At 67.1% G+C, this 18,583-nt stretch carries 12 protein-coding genes; 7 read left to right on the plus strand and 5 right to left on the minus strand.

The window, feature by feature from the left end; all coding sequences use genetic code 11:
* On the minus strand, positions 1 to 1,352 hold a 1,352-nt coding region (locus VFQ84_RS02545; protein WP_325128905.1), incomplete at its 3' end, for a hypothetical protein.
* Positions 1,353 to 1,486: 134 nt separating this feature from the next.
* Here VFQ84_RS02545 and VFQ84_RS02550 point away from each other — a divergent pair.
* The 3 genes from VFQ84_RS02550 to VFQ84_RS02560 all read left to right on the plus strand — a co-directional run bounded on the left by VFQ84_RS02550 (position 1,487) and on the right by VFQ84_RS02560 (position 5,390).
* Entirely contained in the window at positions 1,487 to 3,781 is a 2,295-nt protein-coding gene (locus VFQ84_RS02550; RefSeq protein WP_325128907.1) for an NADP-dependent malic enzyme, read from the plus strand.
* 1 nt (position 3,782) lies between these two features.
* On the plus strand, positions 3,783 to 4,817 hold the full coding sequence (locus VFQ84_RS02555) for a glycosyltransferase (protein ID WP_325128910.1): 1,035 nt from the start codon (positions 3,783 to 3,785) through the stop codon (positions 4,815 to 4,817).
* A gap of 63 nt (positions 4,818 to 4,880) precedes the next feature.
* A complete protein-coding gene (locus tag VFQ84_RS02560; RefSeq protein WP_325128912.1) occupies positions 4,881 to 5,390 on the plus strand; it encodes a hypothetical protein in 510 nt (169 codons plus the stop codon).
* Between the two features lie 4 nt (positions 5,391 to 5,394).
* Here the strand turns inward: VFQ84_RS02560 and VFQ84_RS02565 are convergent, their stop codons facing one another.
* Both VFQ84_RS02565 and VFQ84_RS02570 read right to left on the minus strand, forming a co-directional pair.
* Positions 5,395 to 5,778 carry an STAS domain-containing protein gene (locus tag VFQ84_RS02565; protein WP_325128914.1) on the minus strand — a complete coding sequence of 128 codons (384 nt, stop codon included), beginning with the start codon at positions 5,776 to 5,778 and terminating at the stop codon, positions 5,395 to 5,397.
* The gene (locus VFQ84_RS02570; protein ID WP_325128916.1) at positions 5,775 to 8,207 is read right to left on the minus strand and encodes a SpoIIE family protein phosphatase; all 2,433 of its coding nucleotides are present in this window, start codon (positions 8,205 to 8,207) and stop codon (positions 5,775 to 5,777) included. The genes VFQ84_RS02565 and VFQ84_RS02570 overlap by 4 nt, the downstream gene beginning before the upstream one ends.
* Positions 8,208 to 8,369: 162 nt before the next feature.
* Between VFQ84_RS02570 and VFQ84_RS02575 the strand changes: the two genes are divergently transcribed.
* The 4 genes from VFQ84_RS02575 (at position 8,370) to VFQ84_RS02590 (ending at position 14,052) form a co-directional block, all read left to right on the plus strand.
* A complete protein-coding gene (locus tag VFQ84_RS02575) occupies positions 8,370 to 10,379 on the plus strand; it encodes a M3 family metallopeptidase (RefSeq protein WP_325128918.1) in 2,010 nt (669 codons plus the stop codon).
* A gap of 194 nt (positions 10,380 to 10,573) precedes the next feature.
* A complete protein-coding gene (aceE, locus tag VFQ84_RS02580) occupies positions 10,574 to 13,258 on the plus strand; it encodes a pyruvate dehydrogenase (acetyl-transferring), homodimeric type (protein WP_325128920.1) in 2,685 nt (894 codons plus the stop codon).
* Between the two features lie 170 nt (positions 13,259 to 13,428).
* Complete coding sequence (locus VFQ84_RS02585) at positions 13,429 to 13,746, plus strand: hypothetical protein (protein ID WP_325128922.1); 318 nt, start codon at positions 13,429 to 13,431, stop codon at positions 13,744 to 13,746.
* A 66-nt stretch (positions 13,747 to 13,812) separates the two neighbouring features.
* A complete protein-coding gene (locus tag VFQ84_RS02590; RefSeq protein ID WP_325129084.1) occupies positions 13,813 to 14,052 on the plus strand; it encodes a tyrosine-type recombinase/integrase in 240 nt (79 codons plus the stop codon).
* 105 nt (positions 14,053 to 14,157) lie between these two features.
* On the opposite strand, the gene VFQ84_RS02595 is transcribed toward VFQ84_RS02590, so the two are convergent.
* Together VFQ84_RS02595 and VFQ84_RS02600 are read right to left on the minus strand one after the other, a co-directional pair.
* Positions 14,158 to 16,035 carry an ATP-dependent helicase gene (locus tag VFQ84_RS02595; RefSeq protein WP_325128924.1) on the minus strand — a complete coding sequence of 626 codons (1,878 nt, stop codon included), beginning with the start codon at positions 16,033 to 16,035 and terminating at the stop codon, positions 14,158 to 14,160.
* The gene (locus tag VFQ84_RS02600) at positions 16,032 to 18,365 is read right to left on the minus strand and encodes an ATP-dependent endonuclease (RefSeq protein ID WP_325128926.1); all 2,334 of its coding nucleotides are present in this window, start codon (positions 18,363 to 18,365) and stop codon (positions 16,032 to 16,034) included. The genes VFQ84_RS02595 and VFQ84_RS02600 overlap by 4 nt, the downstream gene beginning before the upstream one ends.
* Positions 18,366 to 18,583: the final 218 nt, after the last annotated feature.

The raw sequence follows: 18,583 nt of genomic DNA on the forward strand, positions 1-18,583 counted from the left end.
GCCCCATCCTCGCCAACCCTGAAATCCGCCGCTTCCCCCGCATCCACCCAGCGCACCCGATCCCCGATCGGCTGGCCGCGCCACGCCGGCACCTCGTGCGTCAGCCGCTGGTAGGCCCAGCCGAACCTCGCGTCGCGCAGCAGGCGCAGTTCGCCCTCGTGGGTCGCCAGCGCCTGCGCCAGCGCCGGCTGGAACACGGCCTGCCGCTCGCCCACCGCGCGCACCTGCTGCTGCACCCGCGCGCCATGCCAGGTCACCAGCACCATCAGCGCCACGACCAGGGCGCGGGCCGGACGGCCCAGCCGCGGCCACGCCAGCGCCGTGCACGCCACCCACCACAGCGACAGGCCGTAGCCGTACTGGGTGGCGGCCTGCGGCAGCACCAGCACGGGCGCCACCGACAGCGCGGCGCCCAGCACCATCGCCAGGCCCAGCCGCGGCGACGCGCGCAGCACCGCGCCCACCAGCGCCAGCATCAGGACCGCGGCGGTGGCCAGCTGGCCGGGCGTGCGCAGCCACACGTTCTGCACCTCGAACGCGGGCGTCATCGGCAGATACAGCACATAGGCCGCGAAATTCGCCGGCGCCGCGGCCGGCGCCAGCGTGTAGCCGCTGGCCTCGGCCGGCGCCAGCAGCACGCCGGCGCGCAGCGCCAGGTAGCCCGCAGCGGCCACGCCGGCGCCCAGCGTGGCGGCGCCCAGCACGCGGCCGCCGCCGGCCAGCAGCCAGGCCAGGCCCAGCAGCGCCGGCATCACCAGCGCGGACTCCTTCGACATCAGCGCCACCGCCGCGAGCACGAAGGCCGCGGCGCCGGCGCGCGGCGCCAGCCGCCGGGCCTCGCGCCGTGAGTCGCCGGCGCGCCGGTGCAGCGCGTGCACGATCCCCGCCAGCGCCAGCGATGCGCCGACCCACAGCAGGTCGGCCAGCGTCGCCACCCAGCCGTGCACGTAGGCGGCGTAGGGATTGAGGGCGAACACCAGTCCTGCCAACACCGCGGTGCGCACGCCCAGCCCCAGTCGCAGCAGCAGCCAGGCCAGTCCGGCCGCGATCGCGCTGCCCATCAGCACCCACAGCGAATGCAGGGCCTGCGGCGATGCGAACAGCGCGTTCGACAGCAGCAGCCAGGCGTTGAAGGTCAGCGGCCGCCACTGCAGCATCGAGGCATCGGTCCACGGGAACCAGGGCAGCGCGGCGCCGTCGGCCACGTCGGCCGCGGCGCCCCACTGCAGCTCGTCGTGGCTGAAATAGCCGGGGTTGAGCGCCAGCGCCAGCTGCGCCAGGCCGGCCAGCACCAGTACCGCCCACGGGGCGAAGGACGGGGTCGGCGGGCGGGGGCGGCGGGGCGCGGTCACGCCGGCAGTGTCGCAGCCGGGGCGGCGGACCGACAATCGCCATACGGGCGCGTCGGCAGCGGCCACGGCGGCCCGCTACAATCGACCTCCCCACCAGGCCACGCCCTGGCGCCCGCCCGAGACCGCCCCGACCCATGTCCGAACACGAAGACTTCAAGCAAGCCGCCCTCGACTACCACCGGCAGGCACCGGCGGGAAAGATCAAGGTCTCGCCGACCAAGGCCATGGTCACCCAGCGCGACCTGGCCCTGGCCTATTCGCCGGGCGTGGCGGCGGCCTGCGAAGCCATCGTCGCCGACCCGGGCGAGGCCAGCGCGCTCACCGCGCGCGGCAACCTGGTGGGCGTGATCACCAACGGCACCGCGGTGCTGGGCCTGGGCAACATCGGCCCGCTGGCGGGCAAGCCGGTGATGGAAGGCAAGGGGGTGCTGTTCCAGAAGTTCGCCGGCATCGACGTGTTCGACCTCGAGATCAACGAGAACGACCCGGACCGGCTGGTCGACATCATCGCCAGCCTCGAGCCGACCTTCGGCGGCATCAACCTCGAGGACATCAAGGCGCCCGAGTGCTTCGTGGTCGAGAAGAAGCTGCGCGAGCGGCTCAAGATCCCCGTCTTCCACGACGACCAGCACGGCACGGCGATCATCGTCGGCGCGGCGGTGCTGAACGCGCTGCACGTGGTGGGCAAGGACATCGCCGACGTGAAGCTGGCGGTCAGCGGCGCCGGCGCCGCCGGCATCGCCTGCCTGGACATGCTGGTGGCGCTGGGCATGCAGCCCGGCAACATCCTGGTCACCGACCGCGACGGCGTGCTGCACGCCGGCCGCGCCGACCTGCAGCCCGGCGGCGCCAACCACGGCATCGTCCGCTACGCCCGCGACACCGCCGCGCGCACCCTGGCCGACATCATCGTCGGCGCCGACGTGTTCATCGGCGTCTCGGCCGGCAACGTGCTCACCGAAGCCATGGTGCGGCAGATGGCCGCGCGCCCGGTCATCTTCGCGCTGGCCAACCCCACGCCCGAGATCGATCCGGCGCTGGCCCGCCAGGCCCGCCCCGACGCCATCATCGCCACCGGCCGCAGCGACCACCCGAACCAGGTCAACAACGCGCTCTGCTTCCCCTACATCTTCCGCGGCGCGCTGGACGTCGGCGCCACCACCATCAACGAAGAGATGAAGCTGGCCTGCGTGCGCGCGATCGCCGACCTGGCCCGGCGCGAAGCCACCGACCTGGGCGCCGCCTACGCGGGCGAAACGCCGCGCTTCGGCCCCGAATACCTGATCCCGCGCCCGTTCGACCCGCGCCTGCTGGTGTCGCTGGCGCCGGCGGTGGCGCAGGCGGCGATGGACTCCGGCGTCGCCACCCGCCCGATCACCGACCTCGAGGCCTACCGCGACCGGCTCAGCAGCTGGGTCTTCCGCACCGGCCTGCTGATGAAGCCGGTGTTCGACCGCGCCCGCGCCGACCGCAAGCGCGTGGTCTACGCCGAGGGCGAAGAGGAAACCGTGCTGCGCGCCGTGCAGACCGTGGTCGACGAAGGCCTGGCCCGGCCGATCCTGGTCGGCCGCCCGGCGGTGATCGAGCGCCGCATCCAGCGCCTGGGCCTGCGCCTGCGCATCGGCATCGACGTCGACGTGACCAACATCGACGACGACCCGCGCTTCAACGACTACTGGCAGCTCTACCACGAGATCATGCAGCGCAAGGGCATCACGCCCTCGGCGGCCAAGGCCATCGTGCGCTCGCGCGACGTGGTCATCGCCGCGCTGATGGTGCGCCGGGGCGAGGCCGACGCGCTGCTGTGCGGCCTGGTCGGCCGCTTCGTGCGCAAGCTCAAGTACGTGCGCGAGATCCTGGGCCTGGAAAGCGAGTGCAAGGGGCCGTCGGCGCTGAGCGCGGTGCTCAACGACAAGGGCGTGTTCTTCTTCACCGACACCCACGTCAACGTCGACCCCAGCGCCGCCGAGATCGCCGAGTCGGTCATCCAGTCCGCGTTCCGGCTCAAGCTGTTCGGCATCACGCCCAAGGCCGCGCTGGTCAGCCACAGCAACTTCGGCTCGAGCGAAAGCGCCTCGTCGCAGAAGATGCGCGACGCGCTGGCGATCCTGCGCGAGCGCGCGCCCAAGCTCGAGGTCGAGGGCGAGATGCACGCCGACATCGCCCTGAACGAGGAAGCCCGCAGCCGCATCTTCCCCGAGTCCCGGCTGTCGGGCCGCGCCAACCTGCTGGCCTTCGCCAACCTCGATGCCGCCAACGCCAGCTACAACCTGGTGCGCAGCGTCACCGACGGCGTCGGCATCGGCCCGATCCTGATGGGGCTGGCCAGCGCCGCCCACGTGCTCACCCCTTCGGCGACGGTGCGGCGCGTGGTCAACATGACCGCGATCGCGGCGGTCGACGCCCAGATCCGCGCCGCCCGGGGCTGAGATGGCCACCCGGACCGCCGCCTCGATCCAGCCGTCGCTGTTCGAGGCCGGGGTCGTGGCCGATGCGCCGCCGGTGGCGACGATCCTGCTGGTCTCCTACCGGATGCAGGACACGCTGCTGGAGGCGCTGGACTCGGCGCTGGCGCAGACCGTACCCTGCGAGATCATCGTCAGCGACGACAGCTCCGGCGACCAGTCGCTGCAGCGGATCGCCGCGCGCGTGCGCGACTACCGCGGCCCGCATCGCCTGCGGGTGCGCAGCACCGACCGCAACCTCGGCCTGTGCGCGCACCTGACCGAGCTGGCGCCGCTGGCCGGCACCGACATCCTGGTGTTCCTGGCCGGCGACGACGTCGCCTATCCGCATCGCGTCGAGCGGCTGGTGGCGCACCTGCGCAAGCATCCGCAGGCGATGATCGTCGGCTCCACCGTCAACGACATCAATCCGCGCGGCGAGATCATCAAGCCGCGCAACCGCGGCCAGCAGGCCGTGCTGACCCAGCGCGACCTGCGCCGCGCCGGGCACCTGGTCACGGTGCTGGGCGCGTCGATGGCGGTGCGGCGCGAAGTCTTCACCACGCTGCCGCCGCTGCAGGGCCGGGTCGAGGACAACGCCCTGCAGCTGCGCGCGGTGCTGCTGGGCGAATGCCACTGCCTGCCCGAGCCGCTGCTGGGCTACCGCCGCCACGAGGGCAACCTGGGCAACTGGGTGTTCGACCGCAGCGGCAACGATGCCGACACCTGGACCCGGCGCCAGCAGCGCGTGGCGGCGATGTACCGCGAAGTCGCCGACGACCAGGACCGCTGCATCGACGCCCGCCCCGACCTGCCCGCCGAGCGCCGCGAACAGGGCCGCGGCCTGGCCCGCATGTACCGCCTGGAAGCGCGCATGCGCGAGGCCCTGCTCGAGCCCGATCGCCGCCGCTGGCTGCGGCCGCTCTGGGAGGGGCTGTGCTTCCCGGGCCTGCGCCGGAAGGCGTTCGAGCGCGCGCTCAAGCTGCTGGTCCCGCGCCGGCGCTTCGGTCGCCGGACCTAGCCGGCCGCGGCCCGCTTGCCGCCGCCCCGGTTCCCGGCGATCTTTGGCGCGGGGGAACCGACCATGAAGCTCAAATCAGACCTGACCATCAACGGCAAGGCCTTCCGCAAGGGAGAGTCGGCGCCGATGCTGTTCATCTATCCGTTCTTCCTCGTGCACATGGGCATGTTCGGCCTGTCGGGCTTCCTCATGGCCTATGCGGGGAGCGGCACGCCGCTCCTGTTCCTCTACCTGCACGGCGGCATCGCCATCTTCGTGTACCTCGTCTTCTACCTGGCCATCTTCGGTCGGGACGAGGTGAAGTGGATGCTGATCAACGCCGGGCTGGGCCTGATGGGCATCTGGCTCGAGATCGAGACCATCCTGGGGTGGTTCGGCAAGCAGCTGTCCGACTTCTCGCCCTGGGTGCACGTCACGCCCTTCCTGTACTACATCCTCTACACCTTCCTGCTGCGGCAGATGCTGCTGGACCTGGCCGGCGCGCGCGAGCGGCCCGGGCGCAAGCGGCTGGTGGAAACGCTGTACGTGCTGGGGTCGCTGCTGGTCTACGGGGCGCTGTGGCTGGCGAAATAGCCCGTCAATAGTCGTCGTCGCCGCGCAGCACCTTCTTCTGCATCGCGTCGAGGTAGGCGTCGGCCTCTTCCACCGACGAGAAGATCTCGTCCAGCGGCACCGCCTTCACCACGTCGAAGACCTTCTGGATCTGCGGCTTCGGGTTCACCACCACCACCTTGCCGCCGCGCGCGGCCAGCGCCTTGCGCGCCTTGAAGATCGAACGCACGCCGGCCGAGCTGATGTAGTCCAGCCCCGCCAGGTCCAGCACCAGCGAATGGATCGACGACCCCAGCACCGGCGCCAGCTGCTGGTCCAGGTCGCCGTAGGTGTGGGTGTCGAGGCGGCCGGCGAGCGCCACGCGCTGGTTGCCGTTGCCGGCGGGGGTGATCTCGATGCTCAGGCTCATGCAGTTCGCTCCGGGGCAGGGACGTGAAGGACGATGCGCAGGACGTTGTGGCCGTCGTCGCGCGCGTAGGCGACCTCCTCGGCCAGCTCGCGGATCAGGTGGACGCCCAGGCCGCCGATCGGGCGGTCGGCGATGTCGGCGTACAGGTCGGGCGTGGGCTGCGACAGCGGGTCGAAGGGCCGGCCGTCGTCGCGGAACTCCATCGCCAGCTGGTGGCCGTCGAGGGTGGCCACCAGCTCCAGGGTCGGCTCGCGGCCGTCCTCGGCGCCGTGGTCGATGACGTTGCAGGCCACTTCCTCCACCACCAGGTGCACGTCGTGCATCAGGGTGGCGGGCAGGCGATGGTCGCGCAGGCCGGCGTCGACCTGGGCCAGCAGCTGGCGCACCGCGTCGCCCGGCAGCGGCGGCTGCAGCGAGGCCTTCACCATGGTGCGCTCGCGCACGCGGGCATCGCGCCGGTAGCGGATGGCCAGCACGGTGATGTCGTCCGACTGCGGTGCGCCGTCGGTGAAGGCATGCACGGCTTCGACCAGGTGCTCGCACTGTTCCCGCGCATGCAGCGCGGGATCGAGGGTCGCCAGCAGGCGGTCGGTGCCGAAGGGCTGGTCGTCACGATCGAAGGCCTCGGTGATGCCGTCGGTATAGGTGAACAACGTGTCGCCCGGCATCAGCCGGCCACGCCATGCCGGATATTCCCGCGCCACGTCGACGCCCAGCGGACCTTCGGTGGGCACCGGTACGAACTCGCGGCGGCCGTCGGCGCGCAGGATCACCGGCGGCTCGTGGCCGGCGCTGGCCAGGGCCAGCGCGCCGGTGCGCAGCTCGATCACGCCGCACAGCACGGTGGCGAACATGCAGGTCTCGTTGCCCTCGACCAGGTGCTTGGCGGCTTCGCGCAGCGCCTTGCCGGGCGAACCGCCCAGCTGCGCCGCCACTTCCAGCACCGTCATCGTGCGCGCCATGAACAGCGCCGCCGGCACGCCCTTGTCCGACACGTCGCCGATCACGAACCACAGCGAATCGCCGTCGCGCTCGAACAGGTTGTAGAAGTCGCCGCCCACCGCCTTGGCCGGCTCGAGCAGGCCGTGGAATTCGATGTGCGCCTCGCCGGCGTCGAATTCGCTGCCGGCCGGCAGCATCGCCTGCTGGATGTCGGCGGCGATGTTGAGCTCGCCCTCCAGCCTCGCCCGCGCCGCGCCCATGTCGGCGATCTCGGTCATCTGTCGCTTGATCGAGCCGCGCGCGGTGTCGAACGCCCGCGCCAGCACGCCCACCTCGTCCTCGCGCTGGGTGTGCGCCAGCGGGTAGTCGAACTCGCCGTCGGCGAAGTGCCGCGCGGTGTTGGTGATGTCCTCGATCGGCCGCGCGATCATGCCCGAATAGCGCCGCACCGCCGCCACGCACAGCAGCACGCCCAGCAGGCCGCCCAGTACGCCCCACAGCGTGATGCGCTCGAGCTGCGCCAGCACCACCTTTTCGTCCACCGACAGGCTGAAGGACCAGCCGGTGCCGCCCACCGGCCCGCCGAAGGTGTAGCGCACCCGGCCCTGCGCCGGACCGCTGGCGACGCGGTGGCGGACCTCGAAGTCCTGGCGGCGCCGGATCTGGTCGGCCACCGGCGCGAGGTCGCTGCGGCCGCCGGTGGTGGCAAGGGTGTCGAGGTCGAGCTTCATGGCGATCGCCGGATCCGGGTGCAGCACCAGCCGGTGCTCGGGCGAGTACAGCACCGGGATCAGGTTGCTGCTGCCGGGCAGTTCGCCCAACTGTGCGCGCAGGCGCTGCAGCGGCACGTCCACGCTGACCATGCCGATCACGGCGCCCTGCGGCCCGTCGCCGATCCGACGCAGCGGCAGGTTGAAGGTGACGAAGGGCTCCATGGCGGTGGCGGCATTGGCATAGGGCTCGCCCCACCAGGCCCGGCCCAGGCCGGTGGTGCGGGTGTACCAGGGCATCACCCGGTAGTCGTAGCCCAGGTCTTCGACCGAGCTTTCGAAGAAGCCGCTGCCTTCGCGGCGGATGTACCAGGTGAAGCCCGGGTCGTCGGGCGAGAGCCGGCCGGGCTCGATGATCACCATGGCCCCGGCGATGTCGGGGTCGGACTGGATGGTGGCCATCAGCAGCGAACGCTGCTGGATCGGGTCCCGCACCGCCGAGGTGGCGTTGGCGGCCAAGGCCTGGCCGCTGACCTGCACCGATTCGAGGGTGGCGGCCAGGCCGCGGGCGGTCTGGCTGGCCAGGCCGTGGATCTCGGTCTTGGCGTTCTGGATCAGCACCCCGCGCAGCGCCGCATAGAACACCGCCGCCACGCCCAGCAGCAGCACGATGCTGGTCAGGCTGGACCAGACCATCAGCCGGGTGCGCAGGCTGCGGCGCCAGCCCAGGCGGCCGGCAGCCAGCAGTTCGGAGGCGCGGGGCAGGTTGGCGTCCATCGGTCCCCTCGGGGGCGGGTCACGACAGCATAGCCTCGCCGGGCGCGGTCCGCGTGCAGGCAGGCGAGCGCCGAGGCCGGTCGACGGGCGAGGCGGGTGGTATGCGTCCTTGCGGGCACCGAAGGCGGGGACTAGCCTGCGGCTTGGGAATCGGGGGACGTCATGAATCGCATCCTGCTGTCGTGCTGTCTGCTGGCTCTCTTCGCCCCGGTGCAGGCACAGCCGCCAACGCCACCCCGCCTCGTGCTCGAAACGGCCGTGGTCCCGGCGAGCGCGGCCGAGGTCGCCGCCACCTGCGATCGCCGCCTGGCACAGGCCGCCGCGCTGCGCCAGGCGCTCGAGGCGGACGAAGCCGCGGCCTCGCTCGACACGTTCCGGCAGTTCGACGACCTGTCGATGGTGCTGGGCTCGGCCAGTCGCGACGCCGGCATCGTGGCCGCGACGGCCCCCGACGCCGGGATCCGGACTGCCGCCCGCGCGTGCATGGAAAGGCTCTCCCGGGCCGAGGACGCGGTACAGCTCTCTCGCGCGGTCCATGATCGCCTGCGGTCCATCCCGATGTCCGACGCCGATGCCGACGCCGAGACCCGGCACGTGCTCAAGCGCGTGCTGGCCGGCTTCGACCGCGCCGGGGTGTCGCGCGACGAGGCGACCCGGGCACGACTCGCCGCGCTCAACGACCGGATCACCGTGCTGGTGATCAAGTTCGCCGAGAACTTCGCCAACAGCCGCAAGACCGTCACCGCCGAGCCGGCGGAACTCGATGGCCTGCCGGCCGACTTCATCGCCGCGCATCCCGCCGGCGCCGACGGCCGGGTGGTGATTTCCACCGACCAGCCGGACCTGCTGCCGGTGCTGACCTATGCCCGCAGCGACGCGCTGCGGGAGCGCCTGTACATGGCCAACAGCACCCGCGCCACGCCGGAGAACGACGCGGTGCTGCGCGAGCTGATCGCGCTGCGGCATGAGCTGGCCACGCTGCTGGGGCGCCCGGATTTCGCGACCCTGCAGCTCGAGGACGCGATGGTCGACTCGCCGGCGCGCGTGACCGCCCTGCTCGACGACCTGCTGCGGGCCGGTGACGCCCAGGCGCGCCGCGACAGCGGCCGCATGCTGGCCCGCCTGCGCCAGGACCAGCCCGACGCCACCCTAGTGCCGGCCTGGAGCCAGGCCTATGTCACGCAGCTGGTCAAGAAGGAGCAGTACGACCTGGATGCGCAGGAAGTGCGGCGCTACTTCGCCTACGACCAGGTCCGCGACGGCATCCTGCAGCTGACCCGCGACCTGATGGGCGTGGAGATCCGGCCCTGGCGCACCGCCGTGTGGCATCCGTCGGTGGAGGCCTACGAAATGCTCGACGGCGGCGAGGTGATCGGGCGCTTCTACTTCGACACCCATCCGCGTCCCGGGAAATTCAGCCATGCGGCGGTGTTCCCGATCCGCTTCGGGGTCGAGGGCGGGTCCCTGCCGGTCGCGGCCCTGGTCACCAACTTCCCCGCCGGCGGCCACGACACCGGGTTGATGGAGCATCGCGGCGTCGAGCTGTTCCTGCACGAGTACGGGCACCTGATCCACGCGATGTTGTCCGGGCGCAAGCGCTGGACGCTGTCCGGCATGAACGGCCTGGAGCCCGACTTCATCGAGGTGCCCTCGAAGATGCTGGAGAACTTCCTCTGGGACTACGACACCCTGGCCCGGTTCGCGGTGGACGCGCAGGGCCGCACGATCCCGCGCGAGCTGGTCGAGCGCATGAACCGCGCCCGCGCCTTCGGCGCGGCCCAGCTGGACCGGCGCCAGATCAGCCTTGCCAACGCGTCGCTGTCCTACTACCGCGGTCCGCCCGAAGCCGATCTCAGCGCCCAGTTCCTGCGCGAATACGGCCGCTACGCGCTGGAGCCGCTGCCGGCGGGCGTGAGTCCCCAGAACGCGTTCCCGCACCTGGCGCCGCAGTCGGCGGCCTACTACAAGTACATGTGGGCGCAGGTCCTGTCCCTGGACCTGTTCACGCGCTTCGCGTCCGAAGGGGTGCGCAACCCGGCCGTGGCGCGCGCCTACCGCGACCAGGTGCTGGCGCCCGGCGGGGCCAGGCCAGCGGCGCAGTTGGTGGAAGGTTTCCTGGGTCGGCCACCGTCGCTCGAGGCCTACCGGGCGCGGCTCGCCGAGAGCGAGTGACCGCCGGCCGTTTTCACGCCGCGCCCGCTGCCGGGCCGGCCTGATGTCCCGCGCGACCCCGGCATCCGCGGGTCGCGGGCGGGGTTTCGCCCCGGCACATACGGGGGCGTCGGGCCGGCGGCCTGCGGTAAACTCCGAGCCTTGACTCTAAAAACCATCCGGCCGCGCCCGACCGCCGGCCTCAGGAAGACGCGATGAACTGGCTGACCGACGTACTGGAAAACGACCTCGACCCCACCGAAACCCGCGAGTGGATCGAGTCCATGAAGGCCGTGCTCGACACCGACGGCCCCGAGCGCGCCCACCACCTGCTCGAGCGCATGGTCGAACTGACCCGCCGCGCCGGCGGCCAGCTGCCGTTCCAGCCGACCACCCAGTACATCAACACCATCCCGCCGCACCTGGAAGCCAAGCACGACGGCGACGCCACCCTGGAATGGCGCATCCGCAGCATCATCCGCTGGAACGCGATGGCGATGGTGGTCAAGGCCAACCGCAAGCCCGGCGACCTCGGCGGCCACATCGCCTCGTTCGCCTCCGGCGCCACGCTCTACGACGTCGGCTTCAACCACTTCTGGCGCGCGCCCTCGGCCGACCATCCGGGCGACATCCTCTACATCCAGGGCCACAGCTCGCCGGGCATCTATGCCCGCAGCTTCCTCGAGGGCCGCATCAGCGAGGACCAGCTCAACCACTTCCGCATGGAAGTCGACGGCAAGGGCATCTCCAGCTACCCGCACCCGTGGCTGATGCCGGATTACTGGCAGACCCCGACCGTGTCGATGGGCCTGGGCCCGATCAGCGCCATCTACCAGGCGCGCTTCCTGAAGTACCTCGAGCACCGCGGCCTGGTCGAACCGTCCGACCGCAAGGTCTGGTGCTTCCTGGGCGACGGCGAGACGGACGAGCCCGAGAGCCTGGGCGCGATCGGCGTGGCCGGCCGCGAGGGCCTGGACAACCTGGTCTTCGTCATCAATTGCAACCTGCAGCGCCTGGACGGCCCGGTGCGCGGCAACGGCAAGATCATCCAGGAGCTCGAGGGCAGCTTCCGCGGCGCCGGCTGGAACGTGCTCAAGCTGGTCTGGGGCAGCTACTGGGATCCGCTGCTGGCGCGCGACACCGACGGCTCGCTCAAGAAAGTGATGATGGACACCGTCGACGGCGAGTACCAGAACTGCAAGGCCTTCGGCGGCGCCTACACGCGCGAGAACTTCTTCGGCAAGACGCCACAGACCCTGCAGCTGGTGTCCAACCTCAGCGACCAGGACATCACCCGCCTCAACCGCGGCGGCCACGACCCGCACAAGGTGTACGCCGCCTACCACAGCGCCGTGCACCACAAGGGCCAGCCCACCGTGATCCTGGCCAAGACCGTGAAGGGCTACGGCATGGGCAGCTGGGGTGAGTCGCTCAACCCGACCCACCAGACCAAGAAGCTCGACGACAGCGCGGTGAAGGCCTTCCGCGACCGCTTCCAGATCCCGGTCAGCGACGACAAGCTGGCAGAGGTGCCCTTCTACCACCCGGGCGAGAAGTCGCCGGAAGTGGAGTACCTCAAGTCCCGACGCGAGAAGCTGGGCGGCTACCTTCCGCAGCGCCGCGCCAAGACCAGCAAGCAGCTCACCGCGCCCAAGCTCGAGGTGTTCGAGCGCCTGCTCAAGAGCACCGGCGAGCGCGAGAACTCGACCACCATGAGCTTCGTGCAGGCGCTCAACATCGTGCTGCGCGACAAGCAGGTCGGCCCGCTGTGCGTGCCGATCGTCGCCGACGAGGCGCGCACCTTCGGCATGGAGGGCCTGTTCCGCCAGATCGGCATCTATGCCCGCGACGGCCAGAAGTACAAGCCGGTCGACGCCGACCAGCTGATGTACTACCGCGAGGACAAGACCGGCCAGGTGCTGGAAGAGGGCATCACCGAAGCCGGCGCCTTCAGCTCCTGGATGGCCGCGGCGACCAGCTATTCCTCGTCCGACCAGCCGATGCTGCCGTTCTACATCTACTACTCGATGTTCGGCTTCCAGCGCATCGGCGACAGCGCCTGGCAGGCGGCCGACATGCGCTCGCGCGGCTTCCTGCTCGGCGCCACCGCCGGCCGCACGACCTTGAATGGCGAAGGCCTGCAGCACGAAGACGGCCACTCGCACCTGCTGGCCGGCGCGATCCCGAACTGCAAGGCGTATGACCCGACCTTCGGCTTCGAAGTGGCGGTGATCCTGCAGCACGGCATGAAGCAGATGCTCGAGGACCAGGTGGACGAGTACTACTACCTGACCCTGATGAACGAGAACTACCCGCACCCCGACATGCCGGAAGGCGCGGCCGAGGGCATCCTCAAGGGCATGTACCTGCTCAAGGACGCCGGCAAGCCCAAGAAGGGCGAGCTGCGCGTGCAGCTGCTGGGCAGCGGCACCATCCTGCGCGAAGCCATCGCCGCGGCCGAGCTGCTGGACAAGGACTTCGGCGTGTCAGCGGATATCTGGAGCTGCCCCAGCTTCACCGAGCTGCGCCGCGAAGGCTTCGACGCCGAGCGCTGGAACCGCTTCAACCCCGAGGCCAAGACCCCGCGCAAGGCCTACGTCACCCAGTGCCTGGAAGGCCGCCAGGGCCCGGCCATCGCCGCCACCGACTACGTGCGCGCCTTCGCCGACCAGATCCGCGCCTTCGTGCCGATGCATTACACCGTGCTGGGTACCGATGGCTTCGGCCGTTCCGACACGCGTGCCAACCTGCGTCGCTTCTTCGAGGTCGACCGGTACTACATCGCGCATGCCGCGATTGCGGCGCTGGCGGCGGAAGGGAAGATGAACGGCAAGGACGTGGCGCGGGCGATCAAGCAGTACAAGATCGATCCCGAGAAGGCGAATCCGACCGGGGTTTGACGTCCGGCGAGAGCGCTGCCTTCGGGTGGCTCTCCTCGCGTATCGGCTTGGATCACTTAGCGCAGGATTAGGTCCGCAATCGGCCACAACCAGACGTTCTCTGCGAGTTGCATCACCCATCCTGCCGGGCGCACGAAAGCCCTGACCACTCCCTTCAACAGGAATTGGAAATGGCAAGTCTCAACACATCTCAATCCCACGAGCCCCGGATCACGGGAAAGCTGATCGGCCAGAAGGCTTCACTCAAGCTCGAAGACATCTGGGCCATTCGGATCAGGCTTCAACTGGGCCACAAGGTCCGGCTGCTTGCACTTTACAACCCGACGATTGACTCCAAGCTCCGCGCTTGCGACCTAGTAAAAAACCGGGTACTCGACGTCTCCCATGGCAGGCAGATGGCGTCCCGCTCGATTCTGATGCAGCAAGAAAACGGACGCCCCGTCCAGACCGATATTGCCCAATCGACTCGCGAGGCCGTGGAGGCTTGAACTGCCAGTTCCGATCTCAAGCCCCTCGGTTTTCCTGTTCACAAGCCGAGTGTCGATCTCGCCTACCTGTCGACGAGTCAGTACGCCAGGATCGTCAATCGCTGGGTGGAGGAAGCTGGCCTCGAGTCTGGCTCCTACGGCGCCCACACTATGCGCAGGACCAAAGCTTCACTCATCTACCGTCGCACTCGGAATCTGCGAGCCGTCCAACTGCTTCTTGGCCAAACGAAGCCTGAGAGCACGGTGCGCTACTTGAGTATCGAAGTCGATGACGCCTCAGAGATCGCCGAGCAGGCTAATGTCTGAACCCATCGAGCTAGCTCCTCTACTCCCTTAGATCGAGGGGTGGCTAGAAGTCGCCACTTGCATCGTAGCCGTACGGTAGGCATCCAATGGAACCCCGTGCTGGCGCTAGTTCAGATGTTCTATCCCTCGAATTGCGGCCTCAGGGAACAAGTTCTGAGCAACGATCGCGGTGCGAGCAGCTTCGCTGTTTGGCACAAAGACTACAACCGCCAGGTCCTTAATTGCACGTGAGCAGCACACATAGAAGAGGCGGCGCGTTCGCTCAAGAACGGACTCTTCACCCGCTGCTATGTTTGCGTCGTCGTTGTCCGAGAGAGGGACGTACCCGAGATACTTCCCGTACGAGTATTGACGGAATCCTGCCTCCTCATCATCGATAACCACTAATACGCGCTCAAACTGGGCGCCCTTAACCCCATGATGGGTCGCGAACGGCGACTCCTCCGTAAAGTAGCGCCGGTAGGCCCAGAGTTCGTCGACACCGCACGCTAGATAGGCTTGGACGTTCTCGAAGCCATTGCTGCCATCATTCACGACCTCTGCAGCCAGATGCATGGCGAAGCGATCATCGAGGCGCAGCAACTCGCAATCTCGCACATGCGTCAAGACGTCCCGGATAGTCGCCTGCGATCCTGCTGCCAACAGATCGACAAGCCCGTCGAGCCCTTCCTGCAGGGCGGTAAGAACAGGGGCCGTCGCTTGCCCTCGAAGCCGCGCTGGTTCAAGCCTCGGGCATTCGCTGCGCAAAGTCGATATCACAGTAAATCGATCGCCCGCTTGCGCAGCGACAACGAGAGGAAGTATGTGCTGAACAATTGGACGAAGCGGCCAAGCTGTGCCATCGCTCAGCCCTTCACTCAGACTCATGGGGGCTCGATCATGGAGCGCAGCATACAGATTGGGGAACCCGAGCCGGTTGGCCGCCATGCGGTGCACCAGTACAAGCAGGCGGACATCGCCCTCTCGCACGTCGCTTAGCCAAAGATTGTCGCCAGTTTCGGCGGCCAGCCACTGCCTAACGGCCGCGAGGCGCGCACTCCGCTCCGTGTCCGCCGGCAGGATGAACAGATTGGAGGTGCCGGCAACTGGCTGCTCGATACCATCAACCGTTATCGTCCGACCACGCACCTGCTCAAGACCGTCGCCATGGGCTCGGATTGCATTGAGGACCCTGAGTACCGATGTCGGGCACCGGAAGTTCTCAGGCTTGCTGATCTCCGCCCAGTCGTCGTTCAGCGGGACAGCGCCTGCTCCGCTCATATAGATTTTCTGCATCGGGTCTCCGAAGAACCCGACACACAGGCCAGGATGTTCACCCGATATGTGCCGTAACGCTTCCACGACTTCCGGATTGGTGTCTTGGCTCTCATCGACAAAAATGTAGGGAAAGCGCTTAGCGACGAGTTGCCTCAGCAGCGGATGCGCTGCGACGCAGGCTGGGGTTAGCTTGAGGATATCGTCATGGCCAAGGATGCCTTCAGCGTAGCTGCTGCCGGTGCCGTAGACGAAAGTCTCTACTTCGCTGATCGCAGCCAGTTCGGCTTCGAGATCTCCAATCTCCTGTTCGAGGCGGGCCTTCGTTCTCGCCTGAGTCCGAGGCTTTTCGTAATGTGCGCGTCGCTCCGCGATCTTCTCGTCGATGCGGGTGGCAACCCAAGCCGCGATATCCGACTGGAATGGCCGGATGACTGACCACAGGAAACTGTGAATGGTCGAGATGTGGAATAGCGGCGAGGCACCCACATCAGCCAAAATCTCACCGACGGCGACTTCGGTATATGTAATGCAGGCAATTTGTTGCCCAGCGCGGCGCAGGGCAGGGCCGCGAGTTTCCGCTAGGTACGCGATAGCTTTGATAAGCGAGGTCGTTTTCCCCGACCCCGCACCGGCGACCATGACAAACGAGCGTGGAGGCATCCGATCGAGACACGCTCGGACATCTAGATCGGCTTGCGTATCAGGACTGCCGATCCGGCTTGTCATGCCACTACCTCGTCGCCGGCGTCGACTGGTGCCCCCTGGGGGGAGTTCTCTTGCGGCTGGTCCGCGTCCGGTTCCGGCGGCGCAATCTCGGATTCAAGCCAGCTCAGGCCCTCGGAGATATAGGTTGGGACCGACCAACTGCTCGGATCTTCGGCTAACAAAGCGAGCGCAAAGTCGGTCTTACTAAAGTTCTTAGCCTGCACGCGTTTGTGGATGAGTTCCGCAAGCGTGATCAAATTCTTCTCGTCGGCCTTGGCAACGCGGAGCTGAAGCGGCTTACGTTTCTTGTCCTGGCACCATTCAAGATTCTCAAGCGCGAATGCTTCCTCCAGCGTGCGCCCGGCTAGCGCCAAGGTCTCTCCGCCCCAAGTGACATCGGTCCGGCACTGATATGCAACGCGTACCAAAGCGTCATTGTTGTCCGTTCTCGCCTGGATTTTCTGCTCAGGCGTCGCCGCCCACAGGGCCGCGACCGTGTCGCATTTCGGTAGCCATTGGATCAGGGTCTGATTGGACGTCGCCGCGCCCGGATGACCTGCTATGCAGGTCTTCCCGGGCTTCTCCGCAGCCACAGGAGAATTCTCCTCGTCATCGTCATCCTCATCGTCAACTTCCTCAGCGGTAGCGTCGGCAGCTTGCGCGTTCTCGGAGGCTGGTTCCGCGGCTTTCGGTTGGCCAGCGAGTGCCGCACCCTCGGTATCCTTCTTTCTTGGACCGAACACGCTGTCTAGATCGGTGATGATGAGCGTTGTCAGTCCGAGAAACTCAATCAGCGCTTTGAATCGGTAGCCGAACGCTCCACCAATCTCTAGAGTAGTGAGATAGGTCGATTGCAGCCGCGGGGCAGCATTGGCGATCATCTGCGGCAATAGCAGCCTTTCGACATTGCCTTCGACCAACACTGTGCCATCGGCGAAGAAGAGATCGCAGTGCGCGAGTTTCAGATAACGCTCGAGAAAGCTTCGGATGTCCGGATCAGTGCTGTCGTAGAAAACCGAGAGGTTGAGTACATCGGTGGTCGACACATTCTGTGCACGGCTTCGACGAAAATAGCGAATCGGCCGGAAGCCTCGTTCGTAAAGGATATGAGTCGAATGGGTCGTGATGACGATCTGACTCGTGTAGTGCGTGCGGTCTTCGCCCTTGAGCGCTAGGATATCCATCACCTTGCGGATGAAGGCCTGTTGAAGCTGAGCATGGAGGTGCGCTTCGGGCTCCTCGATGAAGATCAGGTGGACCGGGGGACGATTTTCGTCGATCGCCAGCCATCGAGCGTGGAGGTCGAGCAACTCGACGACCATGAAGATAAGGTTCTTAAAGCCAAGTCCGTTATACCGATCGGGTAGAGTAGGCGGATCGGGCTTTCCGTCATCGGCTCCCAACGCATAGTGAACGATCGCGCCATCTCGACCGCTCATGATCTGGGCAGGGTCGAGGGCCGATCGGATTATCATCCGCGGGTTTGAGAGGCCTGGATAGCCCAGCTTCGACAAGCTCTTGAGCGTCGGTTCGAACACTCGTTCGAGATGTTCGTTAAGCGAGACTTCGGATGCTGCGAGGGCGCGCAACGCTTCGATGTCTTCGCCTTTCTGTTCGAGGTTTCGCCCGTAGAAGCGACTGAGGACACGGGAGAGATCCTCAGCCCGAGAGCCACCTGGGCTGTCAGAGAGATGGCGCTGCGCGTTCAAAAAGTCAATATGGAGAAGGCCGTTCAATATCTCACGGCCGCTCCGGTCGCGTCCGGTGAGGGTGGCTGGGTCATAGCCAGCCTCAGCGACCATGTTCGTATCGAATCGTGCTGGATCGAGTACGAAATAGCGCAGCTCATATTCGTCATGTAGCCTGTCGCGAAGGAACTCCCGCAGGTTGCGCGGCGAGGGATCGAAGGCGGGTGCCCCGTCTTCACCCTTAGCTACCGCATCGAGCACGCGCTGGCGCAGTTCCACATAGCGTGCATGCGTCGCCGTAGGATTGGTTGGCGCGTACGCAATACGCATGCCCACCAACTTTCCTTCCCAAGCAAGGCTGGGAAGTAGATCGATGACGCGGTGAACATCATCCGCACCGATTTCGAACCATACGTCGATTTCCATCGTGGGAAGGCTCGCCTGGCCATCCCCCTCACCAAACGCAACGATGTCGGCCCAAAGTTCGGCGCTAAAGTCGTGAATGTTGAAACGGCCGCTGCCAGTGAACAACTGGAGTGCGTGTCCGACCGATGTCTTGCCGCTGTTGTTGGCGCCGACAAAAATGGAGATGTCGGAAGCAAGGTCGACTACAACGTTTTTAAGCCGCCTGAAGTTGCGGACAGCCAGAACCTTTAAGTGCATATGGAACCCCTGCTCAGTCTGATTTCGGCTGAAACCTTAGTGCATCTCCAAAGGGCCGACGCTTCTGTTGGATGCTAGGCCCATCTCAAAGGATCTCTAGATTGATCCGTGAATATGAATCCGCTGGGGTTGACTGGATTTCCGCTCCGGCTCTGTGGCTGGATGACCGGAATGGGTCGATTGCGGAAGTGAGTCTCGCCAATCCTTCACTGCACGTT

This window comes from Arenimonas sp., assembly GCF_035721105.1.
GTDB lineage: Bacteria > Pseudomonadota > Gammaproteobacteria > Xanthomonadales > Xanthomonadaceae > Arenimonas.